Annotated in this window: 15 protein-coding genes; 10 read left to right on the top strand and 5 right to left on the bottom strand. The window is 56.9% G+C overall.

The window, feature by feature from the left end:
• Positions 1–218: 218 nt before the first annotated feature.
• The 9 genes from pyk (at position 219) to HZB34_10845 (ending at position 9,322) form a co-directional block, all read left to right on the top strand.
• A complete protein-coding gene (gene pyk, locus HZB34_10885) occupies positions 219–1,670 on the top strand; it encodes a pyruvate kinase (GenBank protein ID MBI5316466.1) in 1,452 nt (483 codons plus the stop codon).
• Between the two features lie 12 nt (positions 1,671–1,682).
• Entirely contained in the window at positions 1,683–2,243 is a 561-nt protein-coding gene (locus HZB34_10880; protein MBI5316465.1) for a hypothetical protein, read from the top strand.
• The gene (locus HZB34_10875; protein MBI5316464.1) at positions 2,243–2,893 is read left to right on the top strand and encodes an HAD-IA family hydrolase; all 651 of its coding nucleotides are present in this window, start codon (positions 2,243–2,245) and stop codon (positions 2,891–2,893) included. The genes HZB34_10880 and HZB34_10875 overlap by 1 nt, the downstream gene beginning before the upstream one ends.
• Positions 2,890–4,512: an insulinase family protein gene (locus tag HZB34_10870; GenBank protein ID MBI5316463.1), complete on the top strand. Its 1,623-nt coding sequence runs from the start codon at positions 2,890–2,892 to the stop codon at positions 4,510–4,512. Before HZB34_10875 ends, HZB34_10870 begins: the two co-directional genes overlap by 4 nt.
• Positions 4,513–4,517: 5 nt before the next feature.
• The gene (locus HZB34_10865) at positions 4,518–5,990 is read left to right on the top strand and encodes an insulinase family protein (protein ID MBI5316462.1); all 1,473 of its coding nucleotides are present in this window, start codon (positions 4,518–4,520) and stop codon (positions 5,988–5,990) included.
• 159 nt (positions 5,991–6,149) lie between these two features.
• Positions 6,150–6,443 (top strand): GYD domain-containing protein, encoded by a 294-nt coding sequence (locus HZB34_10860; protein ID MBI5316461.1) that lies wholly within the window; start codon positions 6,150–6,152, stop codon positions 6,441–6,443.
• Positions 6,444–6,548: 105 nt separating this feature from the next.
• The gene (locus HZB34_10855; GenBank protein MBI5316460.1) at positions 6,549–7,391 is read left to right on the top strand and encodes an MBL fold metallo-hydrolase; all 843 of its coding nucleotides are present in this window, start codon (positions 6,549–6,551) and stop codon (positions 7,389–7,391) included.
• A gap of 10 nt (positions 7,392–7,401) precedes the next feature.
• The gene (locus HZB34_10850) at positions 7,402–8,376 is read left to right on the top strand and encodes a site-2 protease family protein (protein ID MBI5316459.1); all 975 of its coding nucleotides are present in this window, start codon (positions 7,402–7,404) and stop codon (positions 8,374–8,376) included.
• Between the two features lie 127 nt (positions 8,377–8,503).
• Positions 8,504–9,322, top strand: a complete 819-nt coding sequence (locus tag HZB34_10845; protein ID MBI5316458.1) for a zinc ribbon domain-containing protein — start codon at positions 8,504–8,506, stop codon at positions 9,320–9,322.
• 61 nt (positions 9,323–9,383) lie between these two features.
• Here the strand turns inward: HZB34_10845 and HZB34_10840 are convergent, their stop codons facing one another.
• Both HZB34_10840 and HZB34_10835 read right to left on the bottom strand, forming a co-directional pair.
• The gene (locus HZB34_10840) at positions 9,384–10,289 is read right to left on the bottom strand and encodes an NAD(P)-dependent oxidoreductase (GenBank protein MBI5316457.1); all 906 of its coding nucleotides are present in this window, start codon (positions 10,287–10,289) and stop codon (positions 9,384–9,386) included.
• 33 nt (positions 10,290–10,322) lie between these two features.
• Entirely contained in the window at positions 10,323–10,802 is a 480-nt protein-coding gene (locus tag HZB34_10835) for a hypothetical protein (protein ID MBI5316456.1), read from the bottom strand.
• Positions 10,803–10,893: 91 nt separating this feature from the next.
• Here HZB34_10835 and HZB34_10830 point away from each other — a divergent pair, with 91 nt between their 5' ends.
• Positions 10,894–12,261 carry a M20/M25/M40 family metallo-hydrolase gene (locus HZB34_10830; protein MBI5316455.1) on the top strand — a complete coding sequence of 456 codons (1,368 nt, stop codon included), beginning with the start codon at positions 10,894–10,896 and terminating at the stop codon, positions 12,259–12,261.
• Positions 12,262–12,928: 667 nt separating this feature from the next.
• On the opposite strand, the gene HZB34_10825 is transcribed toward HZB34_10830, so the two are convergent.
• From HZB34_10825 to HZB34_10815, 3 genes are all read right to left on the bottom strand, one after another.
• On the bottom strand, positions 12,929–14,038 hold the full coding sequence (locus HZB34_10825) for a sel1 repeat family protein (protein ID MBI5316454.1): 1,110 nt from the start codon (positions 14,036–14,038) through the stop codon (positions 12,929–12,931).
• Between the two features lie 349 nt (positions 14,039–14,387).
• Entirely contained in the window at positions 14,388–15,083 is a 696-nt protein-coding gene (locus HZB34_10820) for a leucyl/phenylalanyl-tRNA--protein transferase (protein ID MBI5316453.1), read from the bottom strand.
• A 423-nt stretch (positions 15,084–15,506) separates the two neighbouring features.
• Positions 15,507–17,219, bottom strand: a complete 1,713-nt coding sequence (locus HZB34_10815) for a hypothetical protein (GenBank protein ID MBI5316452.1) — start codon at positions 17,217–17,219, stop codon at positions 15,507–15,509.
• Between the last annotated feature and the right edge of the window lie 24 nt (positions 17,220–17,243).

Raw genomic sequence — 17,243 nt, 5'->3', positions numbered from 1 at the left:
AAGTCCGCTGGTCTGTCTCGTTCATCTGGTTCATTTGGTTGATTTGGTTCATCTGGTCTATCTGGTTGGTCTGGTTCAACCAAATAAACAAGATAAACCAAATAAACGAGGCGGCCTGCGTCTGAACGGTGGTTGCGTTGTGAGCTCGGTGGTCGTTTGTTAGAATGGCGTCCTCGTACATCCCACGAGAAGAGCGGGAAAAAGTGACAGTCTTGTCCATGCGTAAAGCCAAAATCGTGTGCACCATTGGCCCCGCCAGCGATTCACTCACCGTGCTGGATCAGTTGATTGAGAGCGGCATGGACGCGGCGCGACTCAACTTTTCTCATGGGACCCACGAATCACATGCGCGTGCGATCAAGGCCATTCGTGAAGTAGCGGATCGTCGGCATGTGGCGGTGGCGATCATCCAGGACCTGCAAGGACCGAGGATCCGTATCGGAGAAATCGATCAGGACGGGTTCGCCTTGATTGCCGGCCAGACGGTGAGACTCGTGACGACTTTGCTCCGGTCGGGCGGTCAACTCGGCGCACAATCTATTGCTCCAATCGGTATGCGCGGAATCCCGGTGACGTACCAATACCTGGTACGGGATGTCCAGCCAGGAGCCCGCATCCTGATTGACGATGGGTTAATCGAGCTGATTGCTGATCGGATTAGCGGCGGCGCCGTCGAATGCAGAGTCGTGACCGGAGGGCGACTCACTTCGCACAAGGGCATGAACCTGCCGGATACTCGCATCAGCGCCCCCACTCTCACTGACAAAGATCGGGACGATCTCCGGTTCGGCATCGCGCAGGGGGTGGATTATGTAGCTCTCTCGTTTGTCAGAGGCCCCGATGATGTGGTAGCCGCAAGGAAGTTAGTGGCCGACTGGGGGGGCGAGGTGCCGATTATTGCGAAGATCGAAAGACCGGAAGCGGTTGAGTGCTTGGACGCGATTCTTGATCAGGCAGACGGCGTGATGGTTGCGCGGGGCGATCTGGGAGTGGAGATGGGGCCGGAGGCGGTTCCGCTCCTACAGAAGCGCATTATTGCCGAAGCCAACCGCCGCCGCCGCCTCGTCATCACGGCCACTCAGATGTTGGAGTCCATGACGCAACACACGCGGCCGACAAGGGCCGAAGCGTCGGATGTGGCTAATGCCGTGCTCGATGGGACTGATGCCGTCATGTTGTCCGCAGAGACGGCGATCGGACAATACCCGGTTGAAACAGTCCGTGTCATGGACCGGATCGTTCGAGCCGTAGAAGAAGGGACACGATCATGGCATACCCGCGCGTCCGCCGTCCCGCAGGGAGACGGCTCATTCCCGGAGGCCATTTGCCATTCGGCATCTTCGGCAGCCTCAGCTATCGGGGCGAACATCATCGTCGCATTTAGCGAACGGGGTGCGACTGCGCGCTTGCTGTCAAAACAGCGACCCGACGCGTCAATTATTTCATTGACTCCGTTTGAAGCTGTACGGAAACGGATGGCGTTGTACTGGGGTGTCATGCCTCACACGATGCGGCAGATCGCTCAAACTGATGAGCGAATTGATGAAGCGGAACGGCGCCTGAAGACCGAGGGACTGGCGACAACGGGACAGCGGATCGTGATTCTATCAGGGACCAGGATTGGTCAACCCGGAGAGACCAATTTGATGAAGCTACACACAGTCGGCTGAAAAGATCACAAGATGACACCCAACGTTATGGGGCGGTTCGTATTTATTCTGAGCCAGTTGCTCGCTCTGGTGTTATCAACCGGAGATGGGCTCGCGCAGACCGGATCCCTCCAGCACTCGCCTGCGGAGGTGGTGAAACGTTATCTGGCACTCGATCATAAGGGGGCTCGGCTCGATGCCTTGTCGAGCATGGCGATTGAGTCCTATACGAGTTGGGATGGGGAGCCGGCCTGGGGACATATCGTCGTGACACGGAACTTTGTCGTGGCGGAGCACTATCGCCAATGGGAAGTGATCGATAGTTTGGAGGTTGTGATTCCGGTCACCTTTCACATTCTAGGTTCGGTGTACATGGAAACCGCCGGTTTTGTTCAGGGGGCTGAGACAGAGGAAATTCGGTTTCGCGTCAAGGCGATCAAGAATCGATGGAGGATTGTCGAACCGATGCTTCCCCCCCACGTCGGACAGAAACGGATGGTGAAGGTTGTGCGCGAAGCGTGGCTGAAAGAAACCGATCAAGTGAAACGAGACCGGCTTGGATCCTTACAGGACGAGTTACGAAAGGCACAGTAATGATGGGGAAGACCTCGGTCGAGCTCTTGATATTCGATCTGGACGGCACACTTATTGAATCGAAATGGGACATTGCCGCGTCAGTCAACCTGACATTGGCCGAACTGGGTCTGCCGCAGCGCCCTATCGAGGAAATCTTCGGCTTTGTGGGGGATGGGATCAAACAACTGTTGCGCCTATCGGTCGGCGAGGGTGGTCGAAACAGCTTCGACGATGCGTTGCGAGTGTTCAGAGGCCAGTATTTGGCGCACTGCCTCGATCGCACCACGTTCTACCCCGGAATTGGAGAGATACTGACGCATTTCGCAGGCAAACGGAAGGCTGTTGCCACCAACAAGTCGATCGAGTATACGAACGTGATTCTCCAAGGGCTGGGGGCGCATCATTTTCAGTATGTCGTCGGAGGCGATCACGGGTTCGGATTGAAACCGGAGCCGGGCATGCTGTTGCATGTGATGGAGCAATTGAATGTGGCGAAAGAACAGACCGTGCTCATCGGGGATAGTACCAACGACATCAACGGCGGGCATAACGCCGGGATTCGAGTCTGTGCAGTCGGATACGGCATGGGCAATCGTGCCAAAATGGAGGCCTGTCGCCCAGACTGGTTTATCGAACGACCGGAGGAATTAATGGAGCTCTTTATATGAAAAGCAGGTTGAGGCTAAGGTTGAGGTTGAGTAAGGACACCATAAAAATCGGTCGCGGCCTTCTAACTTTCTGCGTACTCTTTGGCCTGAACCTCAGCCTCAACCTCGACCTGTCGTTTGCGGCATCGTTCGGGCTGGCGGATCGTGTGCTGGAGAAAAAACTGACGAACGGGTTGACGATCCTCATGGTCGAACGCCATCAGACACCGGTTGTCTCACTCAACATGACCTTCGCGGTGGGGGGGGTCAACGAACAGGTGGGGCAAACAGGCCTGGCACATCTCTACGAACATATGGCATTCAAGGGCACAAGAACGGTCGGGACGAAGGACTACGAGAAAGAACGTCCGATTCTCGATGAGTGGTATCAAGTGGGAACCGAGCTGGAGCGGCGGCAACGAGAGCTCGCACGGAGAAGCCAGGAAAAACCGGCGAGCCAAGAGGATCAGGCAGCCATTGAGAAGCTGCAGAAACGATTTACGGAGCTCCAAGAACAGGCGGGGCAGTACGTGGCAGGTAATGAGATGGCTTTACTCTATCAACGCCACGGGGGAGTCGGACTCAATGCCGCGACCGGCAAGGACCTGACCCGCTATATGATCAACCTCCCGGCCAATCGACTGCCGCTATGGGCTGCGCTCGAAGCCGACCGCATGGCGCATCCGGTGTTGCGCGAATTTTACAAAGAACGAGGGGTGGTCATGGAGGAGCGTCGTTTGCGGAATGACGACAGCGCCAACGGGCTGCTGTTTGAAACCTTCTCTTCCGCTGCCTTTCGCGCACATCCCTATGGCATTCCGACGATCGGCTGGGAATCCGACATCCTGTCGCTCACACCGGCCGACACCGAAGCCTTCTTCAAAGCCTACTACGGTCCCGGCAATGCGACAATTGCGATCGTGGGCGATATCAATCCGAAAGAGGTCATGATCTTGATCGAGCAGACGTTCGGCAAGATACCGGCCGCACTTCCACAGCCTCCGCTCGTCACCGTTGAACCGCCGCAACGGGGGGAACGGCGAGTGGAAGTAGAGTTCGATGCAGAGCCGTCGGTGGTCATCGGGTTTCACAAACCGGCACTGGGCCATCCCGACGACTATGTATTCGACGTCATCGACGCAGTGTTAAGCGACGGGCTCACGTCCCGGCTCTACACAAATCTGATCCGCGAGAAACGGATCGCCGCCTCGGTGAATTCGGATTCGAATTATCCCGGTGTCCGTTCTCCGAATCTGTTCATACTCAGCGCGACGCCGCTCGCACCCCATACGACGGCAGAAATCGAAGCGGCCATCTATGCCGAGATCGAACGACTCAAGACGGAACCGGTCTCCGCCAAGGAGCTTGAGAAAGTCCTGAATAACCTCGATGCCGATTTGGTGCGGGCGCTTCGATCCAACGGAGGTCTTGCTTCTCAATTGGCACTCTATCAGACGGTGGCAGGAGACTGGCGTTATGCATTAAAGGCCCGGGACAAAATTGCGGCTGTGACGCCTGCGGATATTCAGCGAGTGGCAGCGGAGTATTTCATAAAGTCGAACCGGACAGTGGCCACATTGGTGAAAAAGGCCGGTGGGAAGCACGTTGCAACTGTGCCACAGCAGGAGGTGGCGCAATGAGGGGCGTGAAACGTGTAAGGGGTAAGGAGTTAGGGGTAAGGCGTAGTGCAATGGCCGTCGGTTTGTTGGTCATCTCGATTCTGCTCCCGGCGCTCAGCGCTTGTGCGGCTGAGATGGCGCTGGGCGATCCGCGGCAGATGACATTTCCACCGGTTGAGTTCACCCCGCCAGAACCGGATCGCGTGGTACTCGAGAACGGGATGACCGTATATTTTCTTGAGGACCATGAGCTGCCCTTGGTCAGCATCACTGCGACCATGCGAACAGGCAGCTGGCTCGATCCGGCAGGGAAGATCGGCTTGGCTTCCTTGACCGGCTCCGTCATGCGAACCGGGGGGGGCGGCGGTTTATCATCCAAGCAAGTGGACGAAGAGCTCGAACAGTTTGCCGGGGACGTGAACATCTCGATTGGACGGCAATCCGGTACTGCGTCACTCGATGTGCTCAGCAAGGATCTGAAGCGGGGCCTTCAGATTTTTGCAGGTCTCATCCAGACACCCGCCTTTGAGCCGGCGAGGGTCGACCTGGCCAAGCTTCAGGCTATCGAAGGAATTCGCCGCAGGCAAGACAACCCCGGCTCTATTGTCGGCCGCGAGTTCATGAAGCTTCTGTACGGAGCAGACCACCCGACGGCGCGTGAAAGCGACATTACGTCCATCACCCGCATCACCAGAGACGATCTGGTGGCCTTTCACCGGAAGACCATTCATCCAAACGGCCTGATGTTGGGAGTGACTGGTGATTTCGACAAGTCCGCTATGCTGATCCTTCTGCAAGACGTGTTCGGCGGTTGGAAGAGAGGCGAGGTGCCGGTTCTGACAATTGCCGACGTCCCCCAGGTCAAGACAGCAAAGCCCGTTGTACGGTTCGTGAGCAAGGATACATCTCAAACGCATCTCCGCATCGGCCATCTGTCGATCAAAGAGAACGATCCGGACTATGTCGCCTTGGCAATCGCGAACGACATTCTTGGTGGCAGCTCCTTCCGCAGCCGCCTCTTTAACGACGTGCGGACCAGGCAGGGTCTGGCTTACTCGGTCGGCAGCCGTTTGAACACCGGCATGCACGATCAAGGCGTTTGGCTGATGCGTGCAGAGACGAAGCTGCCCTCGACGCAGGAGGTCATTACCCGGTTTGTCGCGAACATAGAACGGATGAGGGCCGAGCTGGTGACAGACACCGAACTGGCAGAAGCGAAAGAGGCGTATGTCAATTCATTTGTGTTCTCGTTTGCCAGTTCGTCCGCGATCGTGGGGCGGTTGATGACACTGGAATATGACGGGCTTCCCAAGGATTTCCTCCAGCAATTGCGTGCTCGCGTGATCGCATTGACGAAAGAGGACATCCTGGCGGCGGCGAAGAAGCATTTTCACCCTGAGCGGCTGACCATTTTGGCAGTCGGCTCCGGCGAAGCCCTGCCGAAGCTGCTGTCGGGATTCGGGGAGGTGAAAGAAATAAAGTTGGCTCCGGAGAGCTGAGGAGAGAGCGGGTCCTGTCGCCGACCAGCCCGACCGTCCTCGCACCCCGCCCGGTGTAGGGACCCCGCTGCGGGCGGTCGGGCTCCCAGATCGGCGCCACCCGCTCGAGGGAAGGAAAGCCTCCGGAGCTTTGGGTGAGGGAGTAGAAAGGAGACTACAATGGTGACCGCTGTGATGCTGCTCAACTGGACCGATCACGGAATCAAGAACGTGAAGGAGTCGCCGAAGCGGCTGGATGGGGTGAAGAAGCTCGCAAAGGTCATGGGTGGCGAGGTCAAATCGGTTTATATGACGCTGGGGGTGTACGATCTGGTGCTCATTGTGGATATGCCCAACAACGACAAGCTAGCGAGTTTCGGTCTCAAGCTGGGATCGCTGGGTAATGTACGTTCCACGACGTTAAAAGCATTTCCTGAGGACGATTACCGACGTATCATTAGCGGCCTAAGCTAAGAATGGGTAGATGTGGAACAAAATCGATAGCGGTCAGCCTTCAGGTTTCCGCAAAGACCGAATCCGGACCTGAGAGCTGACTGCTGACAGCTGAAGGCTTTTCACATGCCGCTTGAAGACGACTTTTCCGATATCCTCAAGAAGGCGCGGACCGGGCAAGGGCTTTCGGTCGGTGACATCACTCGTGCGACGGGCTTATCCACCAAAGCCATTACAACCCTGGAACGAGGAGACCAGCCACACGATCGTGCTGAGGTACAGATACTGGCGAAGGCATTGGGTCTGCGATCTGCACCGCTTGAACAGATTGTGATCGACAAATGGGAACCGATCCCGCAACGCATGCCGGTCTGGATCGAGACGGTCCATGGCTCCATCAACGGCTATGGAGTGCAGGGGTACATTCTCCACGACGGGGGAGAAGCCTTGTTAATCGACACGGCCTACAATGCGCCCGCCATGATTGCTTGGCTCGAATCCCATTGCGTCCGGCTGACCGGAATCTGCCTCACCCATGGGCATGCGGACCACGCCGAAGGGATTCAAGAACTCCTGGCACGATGGCAAGTTCCCGTTTATCTGGGCGCTGACGATGTCAGTCTCCTGCATTGGAAGCCTTCGAAGGATCGTCTTACTGCCCCGAACGATGACCGCACCATCCCAGTCGGGCGTCTGAGCGTCCGTTGTCTCACTACTCCAGGCCATACACCTGGCGGTATCTGCTATCGGATTGATGCCGGGTCCCAGCCTGTCTGCTTCGTGGGTGACACCGTATTTGCCGGATCGATTGGGCGGTCCAATCCCCACACCCTCTACAGAACCCACCTGGACTCCGTGCGGCAGCGCGTGTTGAAATTACCTGACGATTGCATCCTGTTGCCGGGTCACGGACCGGCCACGACGGTTCGGGAAGAACTCGACCACAACCCCTTTACGCAGGATTATTGAAGACGGCGTTATGAATCTCGACGAGCGGAACGACGACCGGCCGATCCGCAGCGGAGAACTGCCGATTGTGGCAGACCCGCCTGCGGCCCCCTCAGATCGCCCTGTGGACGACGAATTCGAGGAGACCCCCTTCTCGAAATGGACCCTGCCCATCAGCCTCTTTATCGCGACGATCTTTACCACACTATGGGCCGGGGCCTATCAAGTCTACAACGGGCCGATCCGTGGGCCGGTAAATCTTCTGCTCGAAGAACCCACAATACTCTGGCGCGGCATTCCCTTTGCCGCCACGCTGCTGGCGATTCTGGTCACCCATGAGTGCGGGCACTATGTGCTTTCACGTATTCACAGGGTGCCGGCGTCGCTGCCGCTGTTCATTCCTGGTCCCCCCTACTTCATCGGCACCTTCGGGGCGATCATCCGCCTGCACGGGCCGATCATGAACCGGCGCGCACTGTTCGATGTCGGCGTTTCCGGTCCGTTGGCTGGTTTCATCGCCGCAGTGATGGCATTGGTTGTCGGCCTGAACCTATCAACGGTTGTCGAACACCCGTCTACTCATGGAATGCAGTTGGGCGAACCGTTGCTCTTGCAATTCATCGCGTGGTTGATTATGGGATCCATTCCTCCGCAGGCCGATATCATCTTGCATCCTATCGGATTCGCCGCATGGTTTGGCCTGTTTGTCACGTCACTGAATCTCCTTCCCATCGGCCAACTCGACGGAGGGCATGTCGCCTATGCCCTGTGGGGTAGACACCAACGCACGATGGCCTTTGTCATGGTTCCGATCCTCATCGTGCTGGGATACGTCGGATGGCCCGGTTGGTGGCTCTGGGCCTTCATGGCAGGCTTGTGGGGTTTTGGACATCCGCCGGTACACGATCTCCACGTGCCGCTGGGCCGAGGACGCATCGCTGTCGGATGGATCGCACTCGCGGTGTTTATCCTTACGTTTGCTCCTGTTCCGTTCTCCTTCCACTAGCAAGCTGCTGAAACAACCCGCCAACTTCGTTCTCGCATCGTTCAGACCCTCAACGTACCCCTGAGGGTACGCCTCGGGCCTTCACTCGCTGCGGCCTCGCTGGACGGGCTGTTTGAGCAGCTTGCACTTGGATTCCGTACAGTGTCTGGTTCAATCCGGAGATTTTCTTGTCCGATCGTGCGCTCGGCCCTACCATGTGGCTATGGACTCCACGGCGACCTCGACCCAATCCTGTCCCAAGTGTCAGACTGACCAGCCTGACGGAGCGACCGAGTGTGTGAAATGCGGGATTATCTTTGCAAAATATCGGCCGCTGGTCTCGCTGCAGCGCCAGCAGGAATCACCGAATAGCTCGCGCTGGGTGTCTCTTGCCAAGGAATGGCTCGTCGACTCAGATACGTCGACCGACTCGTTGACGTTTGCCGGCCGGGTCGCAGTGTTTCTGTTGTTGGTCTGGTGGGGCCGAGGGTTCATTTTTACGCCGCTCGAAACCAACTACACAGGGGAGTCGTTTTTCCATCTGATCAATCTACCGTTCCATGAAGCCGGCCATCTTCTCTTTATCCCGTTGGGGCGCTTCATGACGATTCTGGGCGGAAGTCTCGGCCAGATCCTGATGCCGCTCGTCTGCCTGGCCACCTTTCTCATCAAGACGCGCGATCCCTTCGGCGCCTCAGTGGCCCTCTGGTGGACGGCCGAGAGTTTCATGGATATTGCTCCCTATATCAACGATGCGCGGGCGATGGATCTCATGCTGCTTGGCGGGGTCACTGGAAAGGAAACGGACGGGCATGACTGGAACAATATCCTGACCATGTTGGATGGGCTTGAGTACGACCATCGCTTGGCTCACCTCACCTATAACCTCGGCATTCTCCTCATGCTGGCCTCGTTCGCTTGGGGTGGGCTGCTACTCGTGAAACAGTACCGACGGCTCTCGCCGTAACCCTGCTTCCCCAACCGTAGATTATCTCTGACGATACACGTTCAGCGGATCCGGCAGGAATTCATGCCGGTGGCAGGTTCACATGGGCTTTTGCCAGGTCCTCAAGCGCGAGGATCAGCGCGTTGGTACCGCTGCGGCCATGCCCCAGGCCCACGACTCTCTGGTAGAGCTGGCGCGCCAGTGTGAGACCGGGCAGCACGACGCCCATACGTTTCGACTCCTCCAGCGCGATGCCCATATCCTTGATGAAGTGCTCCACGAAAAATCCCGGTTCGAAGTTGCGCTGAAGAATTCTCGGCGCCAGATTGTCCAGGGTCCAGCAGGCGGCTGCGCCGCCGCGGATGGAGTCCAGCATCCGGTTCAGATCGAGCCCTGCCTTGTAGCCATAGAGCAAGCTCTCGCAGACACCGATCATTGTGCCGGCAATCACGATCTGGTTACAGAGTTTGGCCTGTTGCCCGGTGCCGGGCCCTCCCTGATGCACGATCTTTTTGCCCAAGAGCTCGAAGAGCGGCATCGCAGCCTGCACTGCAACGCCGTCGCCTCCCACCATGATCGAGAGGGCAGCATTGCGCGCACCGATATCGCCCCCGGATACCGGAGCGTCGATCGCAAAGAGCCCCCTGGCTGTCGCACGTTCGGCCATCTCGCGGCTGAGCGCCGGGTCTGTCGTCGTCATATCGACGAGGATAGTGTCAGGTTGTGCTCCCGCGATGGCTCCAGTCTCACAAAAATAGACAGTACGTACATCCTGAGGAAATCCCACCATCGTGAAGAGAATGTCCGATTCAGCGGCGACGGCATGCGGGGTCTCAGCCCACATTGCCCCGAGATCAAGTAACGGCTGGGCCTTGCCTTTCGTACGGCTATGCAGGGTCACGCGATACCCGGCTGCCAGCACATGGCGGCACATCGACGACCCCATTACGCCGGTACCGATCCAGCCGATCCTGGTCGCCGTTGGCATAGCAAAATGAACCGTCATCGTTCGCATGTCCGGTTATTCGGCGAGGGGAGTGATTCGATCCGCTACTGCCTGAATGACGCCTTCGCGGTCTCTCACCACCTTCAGTCCTTGAAAACTTAAATAGTAACCCCCGTGACTCGGTGCCTGAATCGTGGCAGCAAGTTCGATCCGTTGCCCGTCATCGACGTCGGGGTCTTTGACAGTCGGAATTCCGCAACGTCCATAGACGGCGACATTGATCGAGGATGTCTCATCTTCCAGAGAGAACAAATAGGCGCCATAGCACATTGTACCGGCCTGGACCTTATAGGGATCGAGCGGCGTCACATTGCGCACAGTACCCCGCAAGGTGACCTGCTTCAAATGAAAGGACTTCGGCTCCTCGATGATCTCCTGAATGGTAATGGGCTCGGCAGCTGAGACCCGGGTGGGGCCGACTGAGGGCCACCCAAGCCAGAGGACTACAAGAAGGCCTACCAATGTTTGTGCGCGAAGTACTCTTCCTTGTATCACGGTGTCATTTTACAGGAGGTCGACTTAGAAGTCCCTTCCGCCACCTCGACGAACTCGATATAATCCGCCAACATTTTCTGGAGAACCATCCATGATCGAGCGCGTGCACCTTGAACGTTACGTCACAGAGATCCGCCGGCGGTTTGAAGATGTACTGGGCCAGATGGTAGAGATCCCCTCCATCAGCATGGACCCGGCCAAGGCCCCTGATATACGGCGCATGGCAGATTTCGCCCGGCAGGTCCTTACGGATCTTGGAGCTGAGGCCCAGATCGTGGAGACCGGCGGCTATCCGATCCTGTCCGGCGGCTGGATGACCGGATTCCATCATCCGACAGTGACCATCTATAACCATATGGATGTGCAGCCGGCGCAGGAGCCTGAATGGACGCAGGCGCCCTTTGCGTTCAAAAACGAGAACGGGCTGTATCACGGCCGTGGCGCGACAGATGACAAGGGACCAGCGCTGGCAGCCTTGTTCGGTGCGCGCTATGCCATCGAGCAGGGCTTCCCGATCAACGTTCGGTTTCTCTGGGAGCTGGAAGAGGAAATAGGCAGTCCGAACTTTGCAGCCGGGCTGAAAAATCGAACGGCGATTCCTCGGCCGGATTCAGTCGTCGTGTCGGATACCATCTGGCTCGCGAAAGGAAAGCCCGCCATGCCCTATGGCCTGCGAGGCCTGCTGGGTGCGCGCCTCACGCTATGCACGGGAACGAAAGACGCCCATTCCGGCGTGACCGGAGGGGCTGCCCGTAATCCGCTCGCGGAACTGATTGAAGTGGCGCACTCCTGTGTCGATGCCAAGAGCGGCAGGGTGAAGATTCCCGGGTTCTATCAGGATGTGGTCGAACCGACGAAAGCGGAGATCAGGAGTTTTCTTGCGTCAGGTTTCCAGGTCAGGAGCTTCAAGCAGGCTTATGGATTTCAGACGCTACGGACGAGCGATCCCGCCGAGATCATGCGGCGTATCTGGGCTGCGCCGACGTTTGAGGTTCATGGCCTGACCGGTGGCTATCACGGGCCGGGAGTGAAAACCATCGTGCCGGGCCATGGTGAACTCAAAGTGAGTATGCGGTTGGTGCCGAATCAGACTCCTGAAAAAATCTTTGCCTTGCTCAAGCGCCATGTGGCGAAGCTGAATCCGAGCATAAAAGTCGAGCGGGAAGGGATGCTGCACCCGTTCAAAGGCAGTTTCGACGGGCCTTATGTCGATTGCGTTAAGCGGGCGGTGAAAGCGGGATTCGGCAAAGAACCGGCCTTCGTCCGCGAAGGAGGATCGATCGGAGCGGTGGTCACCATGCAGAAAGCCTGGAAGGTGCCGATCCTGTTCATGGGGCTGAGCTTGCCAGAGCATGGCTACCATGCGCCGAACGAATATTTCGACTGGGGCCAGGCCTCAGGCGGGATGAAGGCTTTCGCACATTATTTTTCTGAATTGGTGGAAATGGGTAAGGGATAAAAACTGCCTGGCCGTCCGCCTACTCGCGGGACAGATGAGGGGATTAAGTCTGGTGAACTTCTATGATCGCGCAATGCCCGGTCTCAGCGGAAGGTGTAGGGAGTAGCCGGACCATCCTTCTTGCTCGCAGAACGCGCACGATAGGAATGTGCTCGTTCGATGCGCGCAGTGAAAGACAGTCCGGCCACTCCCTACCAAGAGAAGATTTTACTCTGTTCCAGAGAGAGTGCCCTCATCACTTGTCCAAGCGCGCTCCTGTGAAGCGCCTCCGATAAAGTCCACACCAGGCAGCCCCATCGGCTTCGAATCTTCGACCAGACATCCCAACAAACAAGAATGTCCCCGTTATCAGCGACCCCCACGCTCGATGAAGCACACCTTCGTGTCTGTTTTAATGCACAGTTTCCGACGAAGCCGAGCCGGAGTGACAATCCGACCCCTCGTTGTTACATGGACAGAATCCATAACTCCTCCTTGCGGAAAAACTTTCCGATAGTCATGATATTCCGCGATCCTTAGCCTCACCTAATAAAAAGGCGAGTGATCTTCTGAAAGCTACGTTTCGATGAAATCCCAGGAACACCGATTGCGAAGAGCGCCTGCGTCTCTACTGCGAGTATCGCGCGCGGGGGGGAGGCGGTGAAGGCTTGACTGCGACGGATCCTACTCAGCAGCCCTTGAACTGCTGTGCTTGACACTGTTGCGCGAGTCGCTGGGCTTCGGCGATCTGTGCGGGAGTGAGCTGCTTCGCAATGGCATCTCGACGTTGTGCTGTCTCCATGTTCTTTCTGCTCTGTCTTAGATATTGCTCGACCGAGAGGTTGAACCACATATTCGGAACGCCCTTGCCATCGACGTAAAGATAACCGAGGTTGTTCTGCGCAACCGCGTTCCCCTGGGCAACCGCCTGTTCAAGCCACTGTCGTGCTTTCGCATAGTCCTGCGGGACGCCCTGTCCGGTCGCATAGAGAGCGCTGAGATTGATTTGCGCATTTGCATTCCCCTGCGCTGCCGATCTTTCGTACCATAGCCGCGCTTGAGTGTAGTCCTGTGGGACACCCCGTCCCTTGGCATACAGAACTCCAAGGTTGAACTGCGCATTCGCATCGCCATGGTCAGCGGCTTTCTCATACCACGCACGTGCCACTGTATAGTCCTGCGGGACGCCCAGTCCGGTCGCATAGAGACCGCCAAGATTGACCTGCGCAGTTGCAAACCCCTGTGCTGCTGATTTTTCGAACCATAGCCGCGCTTGAGTATAGTCCTGTGGGACGCCGCTTCCGTTTTGATACATCAGCCCGAGATTGGATTGCGCCTCCGCAAGTCCCTGAACAGCGGCTTTCTGGTACCACTCACGTGCTACCGGATAGTCCTGCGGCACACTCCGCCCCTTATCATAGAGGATACCGAGATTGTACTGCGCCTGCGCGGTGCCTTGGACAGCGGATTTTTCCCACCACTGCCGTGCCGTCGTATAATCTTGTGGCACACCACGCCCTTCGGCATACAGCAGCCCAAGGTTGTACTGCGCCTCCTTGTCCCCCTGGGCTGCCGCCTTCTCGTACCACCCCCGTGCCGTGGCATAATTCTGTGGGACATAGTCCCCAATGTCATAGAACTCCCCGAGCGCGGTCTGTGCCCTCACGTTGCCCTGCGCTGCCTGTGTATGCAGTTTCTGCAAGTCTTCTTTCGAAATTTCGATCAACGGGGAAGCAGGTACATGCCCAGCAAGGGAAAAGAGTGTAACAAGAATGATTAGGATTGAGAAGATACGCATGGTGGCATAGTATGGCGTGGACCCGTGAAACCGTCAAGGCGCAGGAGGGTTCGTGTGATGCCATGCCCACCAGAATAGTACCCTTCTCGCAGCACCAAGCTGTCTAAATCAACGACTGAAAGTCTGTCAGAGAGAAGAGGGTCGCGTTGGCGATTGGAGCGGCGTGTAGAGGCTCTCCGAAGGGACTTGAGGATTCTGTGTGTTCTGGCACACGCTGAAGGGCTAATCAGAACACGAATGGTGAGAATAATGAATGAAGTTAGATAATCGGTTACGTAACTACTCTAAATATGTAGCAATATCATCTACTTATGAATACATTTACTGATCTACCGGCTCACTACTTATATCATGGAATGTCGAACTGCCAGTATCCACGTCGTTCAGGAAGAGCAAGCGCTGCGGTCAAATTATTGAGAAAATCGTGGCGGGGAATTTCTTCTGCGCCGAATGCCATCACATGCGGTGAGGATTGTTGGCAGTCCATGAGACGAAATCTCCACTGTTGCAATTGGCGCACGAGGAAAACTAGCGCCACTTTTGAGGCGTCGTCCACCTTCGTGAACATTGATTCTGCGAAAAACGCGCCGCCGAGCGCCACGCCGTACAGTCCGCCTACGAGTTGTCCTTCCTGCCAGGTTTCGACGGAATGAGCGTACCCCAGTTCGTGTAATTTCGTGTAGGCCTCGAGCATCTCCACTGTGATCCAGGTGCCGCCATCCGGATATTGAGGCCTTGGACCTGCGCAATGCTGCATGACGTCGCGAAAACACCGGTCGAGCGTGACCTGAAATAGACCGGGGCGAAGGCTTCTTTTCAGGCTACGTGAGATATGAAGCTTATCTGGAAAGAGGACAGCCCGTGGATCGGGCGACCACCACAAGATCGGCTGATCGTCGCTGTACCAGGGAAAGATGCCATGGCGGTAGGCTTCGAGCAATCGCTCTGGCCTTAGATCTCCCCCGACTGCGAGCAGACCCTCAGGGGTGGACAGATCAACGGGCGGGAAGCGCAGATCAGACGGGTTTGCACTGAGCCTGAACATGGCTCAACAAGTTACGCGACACGACGTCAAAAGGCTACGGTTTCTAGCAGGCTGCGGAAAAACTCGGTTCACACACACAACGCCGATAGAATCCTCCAAGGGCGCTGATGTCAAAACCGTTGCGGGATGGTCAAAAAGGCTCGTTTTCTCTCTAGGGATGGGGGCTGATTGATCTTCCACTGCGCGCGGCTTTCTCACCCGCCCACCCACTGGCAGATATTTTTCACCCCCCCAACCCTCCGATTGCTTCGCAATCGATTTCCCGGGACGTGCCATTAGCCCTGGCGAGGGCCTTCCAAATCTCTAAACTTCGATTTAGGGAGTGGCCAAGGCTGCCCTTTACTGCGCGCATCGAACGAGCACCGTTTCATCGTGCGCGTTCTGCGAGCAAGAAGGGCACCTGGCCGCTCCCTCCCCATCCCCTCACCCTTTCTTTTCTTCTGCCTGTGCCAGCAACGGACGGAAGATGGGATCTGCATCCAGCACCGCCTTCAATGACTCCGCCCCGATGAAGAATTGCCAGATCTCCGGAGTCTGCCCGGGAACTTCAGCAAACCAACGTTTGGCTTCTGTCAATCGCTCCAGAAGCGCCCGATTGTCCCGGTCCGGAGTGAAGAGCAAGCTGTAGGCTTTGCTGTATTCGGCCAAAAACTTATCGAGCGGCAGGTCGGCGAGCGCGAGCGCCTCGTCGGCATCCTGATAGGCAACCCGAATGTCCGGGTCGTCGAGAATACGGTTCCAGGCCACTTTGCTGATGCGGGACCAGGCTAGCTGGAGTAGCGCTTCAGCTCTGCCGGCTCTTTGCTCCACAGGGATGGCCTTGACCAAAGACTCATGGGTCTCGATCGAGGCTGTTTGATCGTTGTTCCAGCGATAGGCTACACCTAACTGAAACCGGTTATCGAGTCGTTCCGGCCGTACTGCAGCCAAGGTCTTCATGGCCGAGAGCATACGGTACAGGTAGTCGGCGGTCGTCGGTTTGTCGAATCCTCCCATCTCCATCCCCAAGGAGAGGTCCATGCGCACTGATTGGGCATAGATATTCCAAAAATGCTCGTTCACAACCAACGCAAGCGCTGGATCGCCCACCGTGAGCTTGTGAAACGGAATGGCCTCGCGCAGAACGACAGCATAGAGGTGTCGGCTCAATACTGTGAGGGCGTCGGCCTGATTCGGGTCAATGATGAGCACACGATTCAATAGGGCCACTTGGTCACGCAGTTCGGGAAGGGTGGCGGCGTGAGCGACTCCGGCGGTCAAGATACCCGGGACGTCGGTCGGCCCCCACCAAACCAGTGAGTCGGAGAGGGCACGACTGGTTTCCGTCACAAACGGGATCTTCTCCCGGTCGCCACTGCCGAACAATGCCCCGCTGGTGACGGGAAGGTTTACGACCGCCCTGTCACCCGCGAAGCCGTGTTTCTTGAGCCCGGAGAGGACAACCCACTGGATGGTGATCTCTTTCAGCGCACGCCTGGTCCGCTTAATCGTATTGGTCCATTTGACCGAGCCGGCAGCATAGGTCAACGGAGCCGTGAGGGGATCCTGGTAACTGATGGACAATTTCACCAAGGTCGTCGGCACCGATACGATCGGGCCATTCGGTCGAAGACGGAATGAAGCAGAGGGAAGCGGCTTACTTCCGACAATGCGAACATGGAATCCAGTTCCAGGTGGCTTAAGACCCAGCGAGTCTGCTACGAAGGCTGATGCGGGATAGCTACTCACGTCTTCGCTGAAAAAGACCAATTCGCCACTACTGGGCCACACAACCTCCATACCGACATCGCTTCGGGCCAGTGTGGGGGCGTGTACGCCTTTCAGGCCCTGCCAGCAGGAGTCATACATCGAGTCAGCGTCTGACGGATAGGTCTTGATGCCATGCGGGGAGGTAGTGACAAAGGGATATTGGCAGGCAAAGTCGAGCTGGCCGACGACAACCTTATTTCCCGCTCCCATCGCTTCTGCATAACGCAACGCAGTCGCTTCAGCTGAGGTGACGACCTGCTTAGACTTCTTGGTGGCGGCCGATGCCGATGACGTGTCGATCAAGGTCGTTGCAGTAACCATCGATAGAATTCCGGCGAGGAACAGGATACTGAACCAGTCACGTTGGAAGGTATGCAAGCACGGCATGTCAGACAAACTCCTACTAAAATG

It is taken from the genome of Nitrospirota bacterium, assembly GCA_016219645.1.
Classification (GTDB): Bacteria; Nitrospirota; Nitrospiria; order Nitrospirales; family Nitrospiraceae; genus Palsa-1315.
Note: the sequence above shows the minus strand (reverse complement) of the source record. Positions and strands in the feature narration are given on the sequence as shown.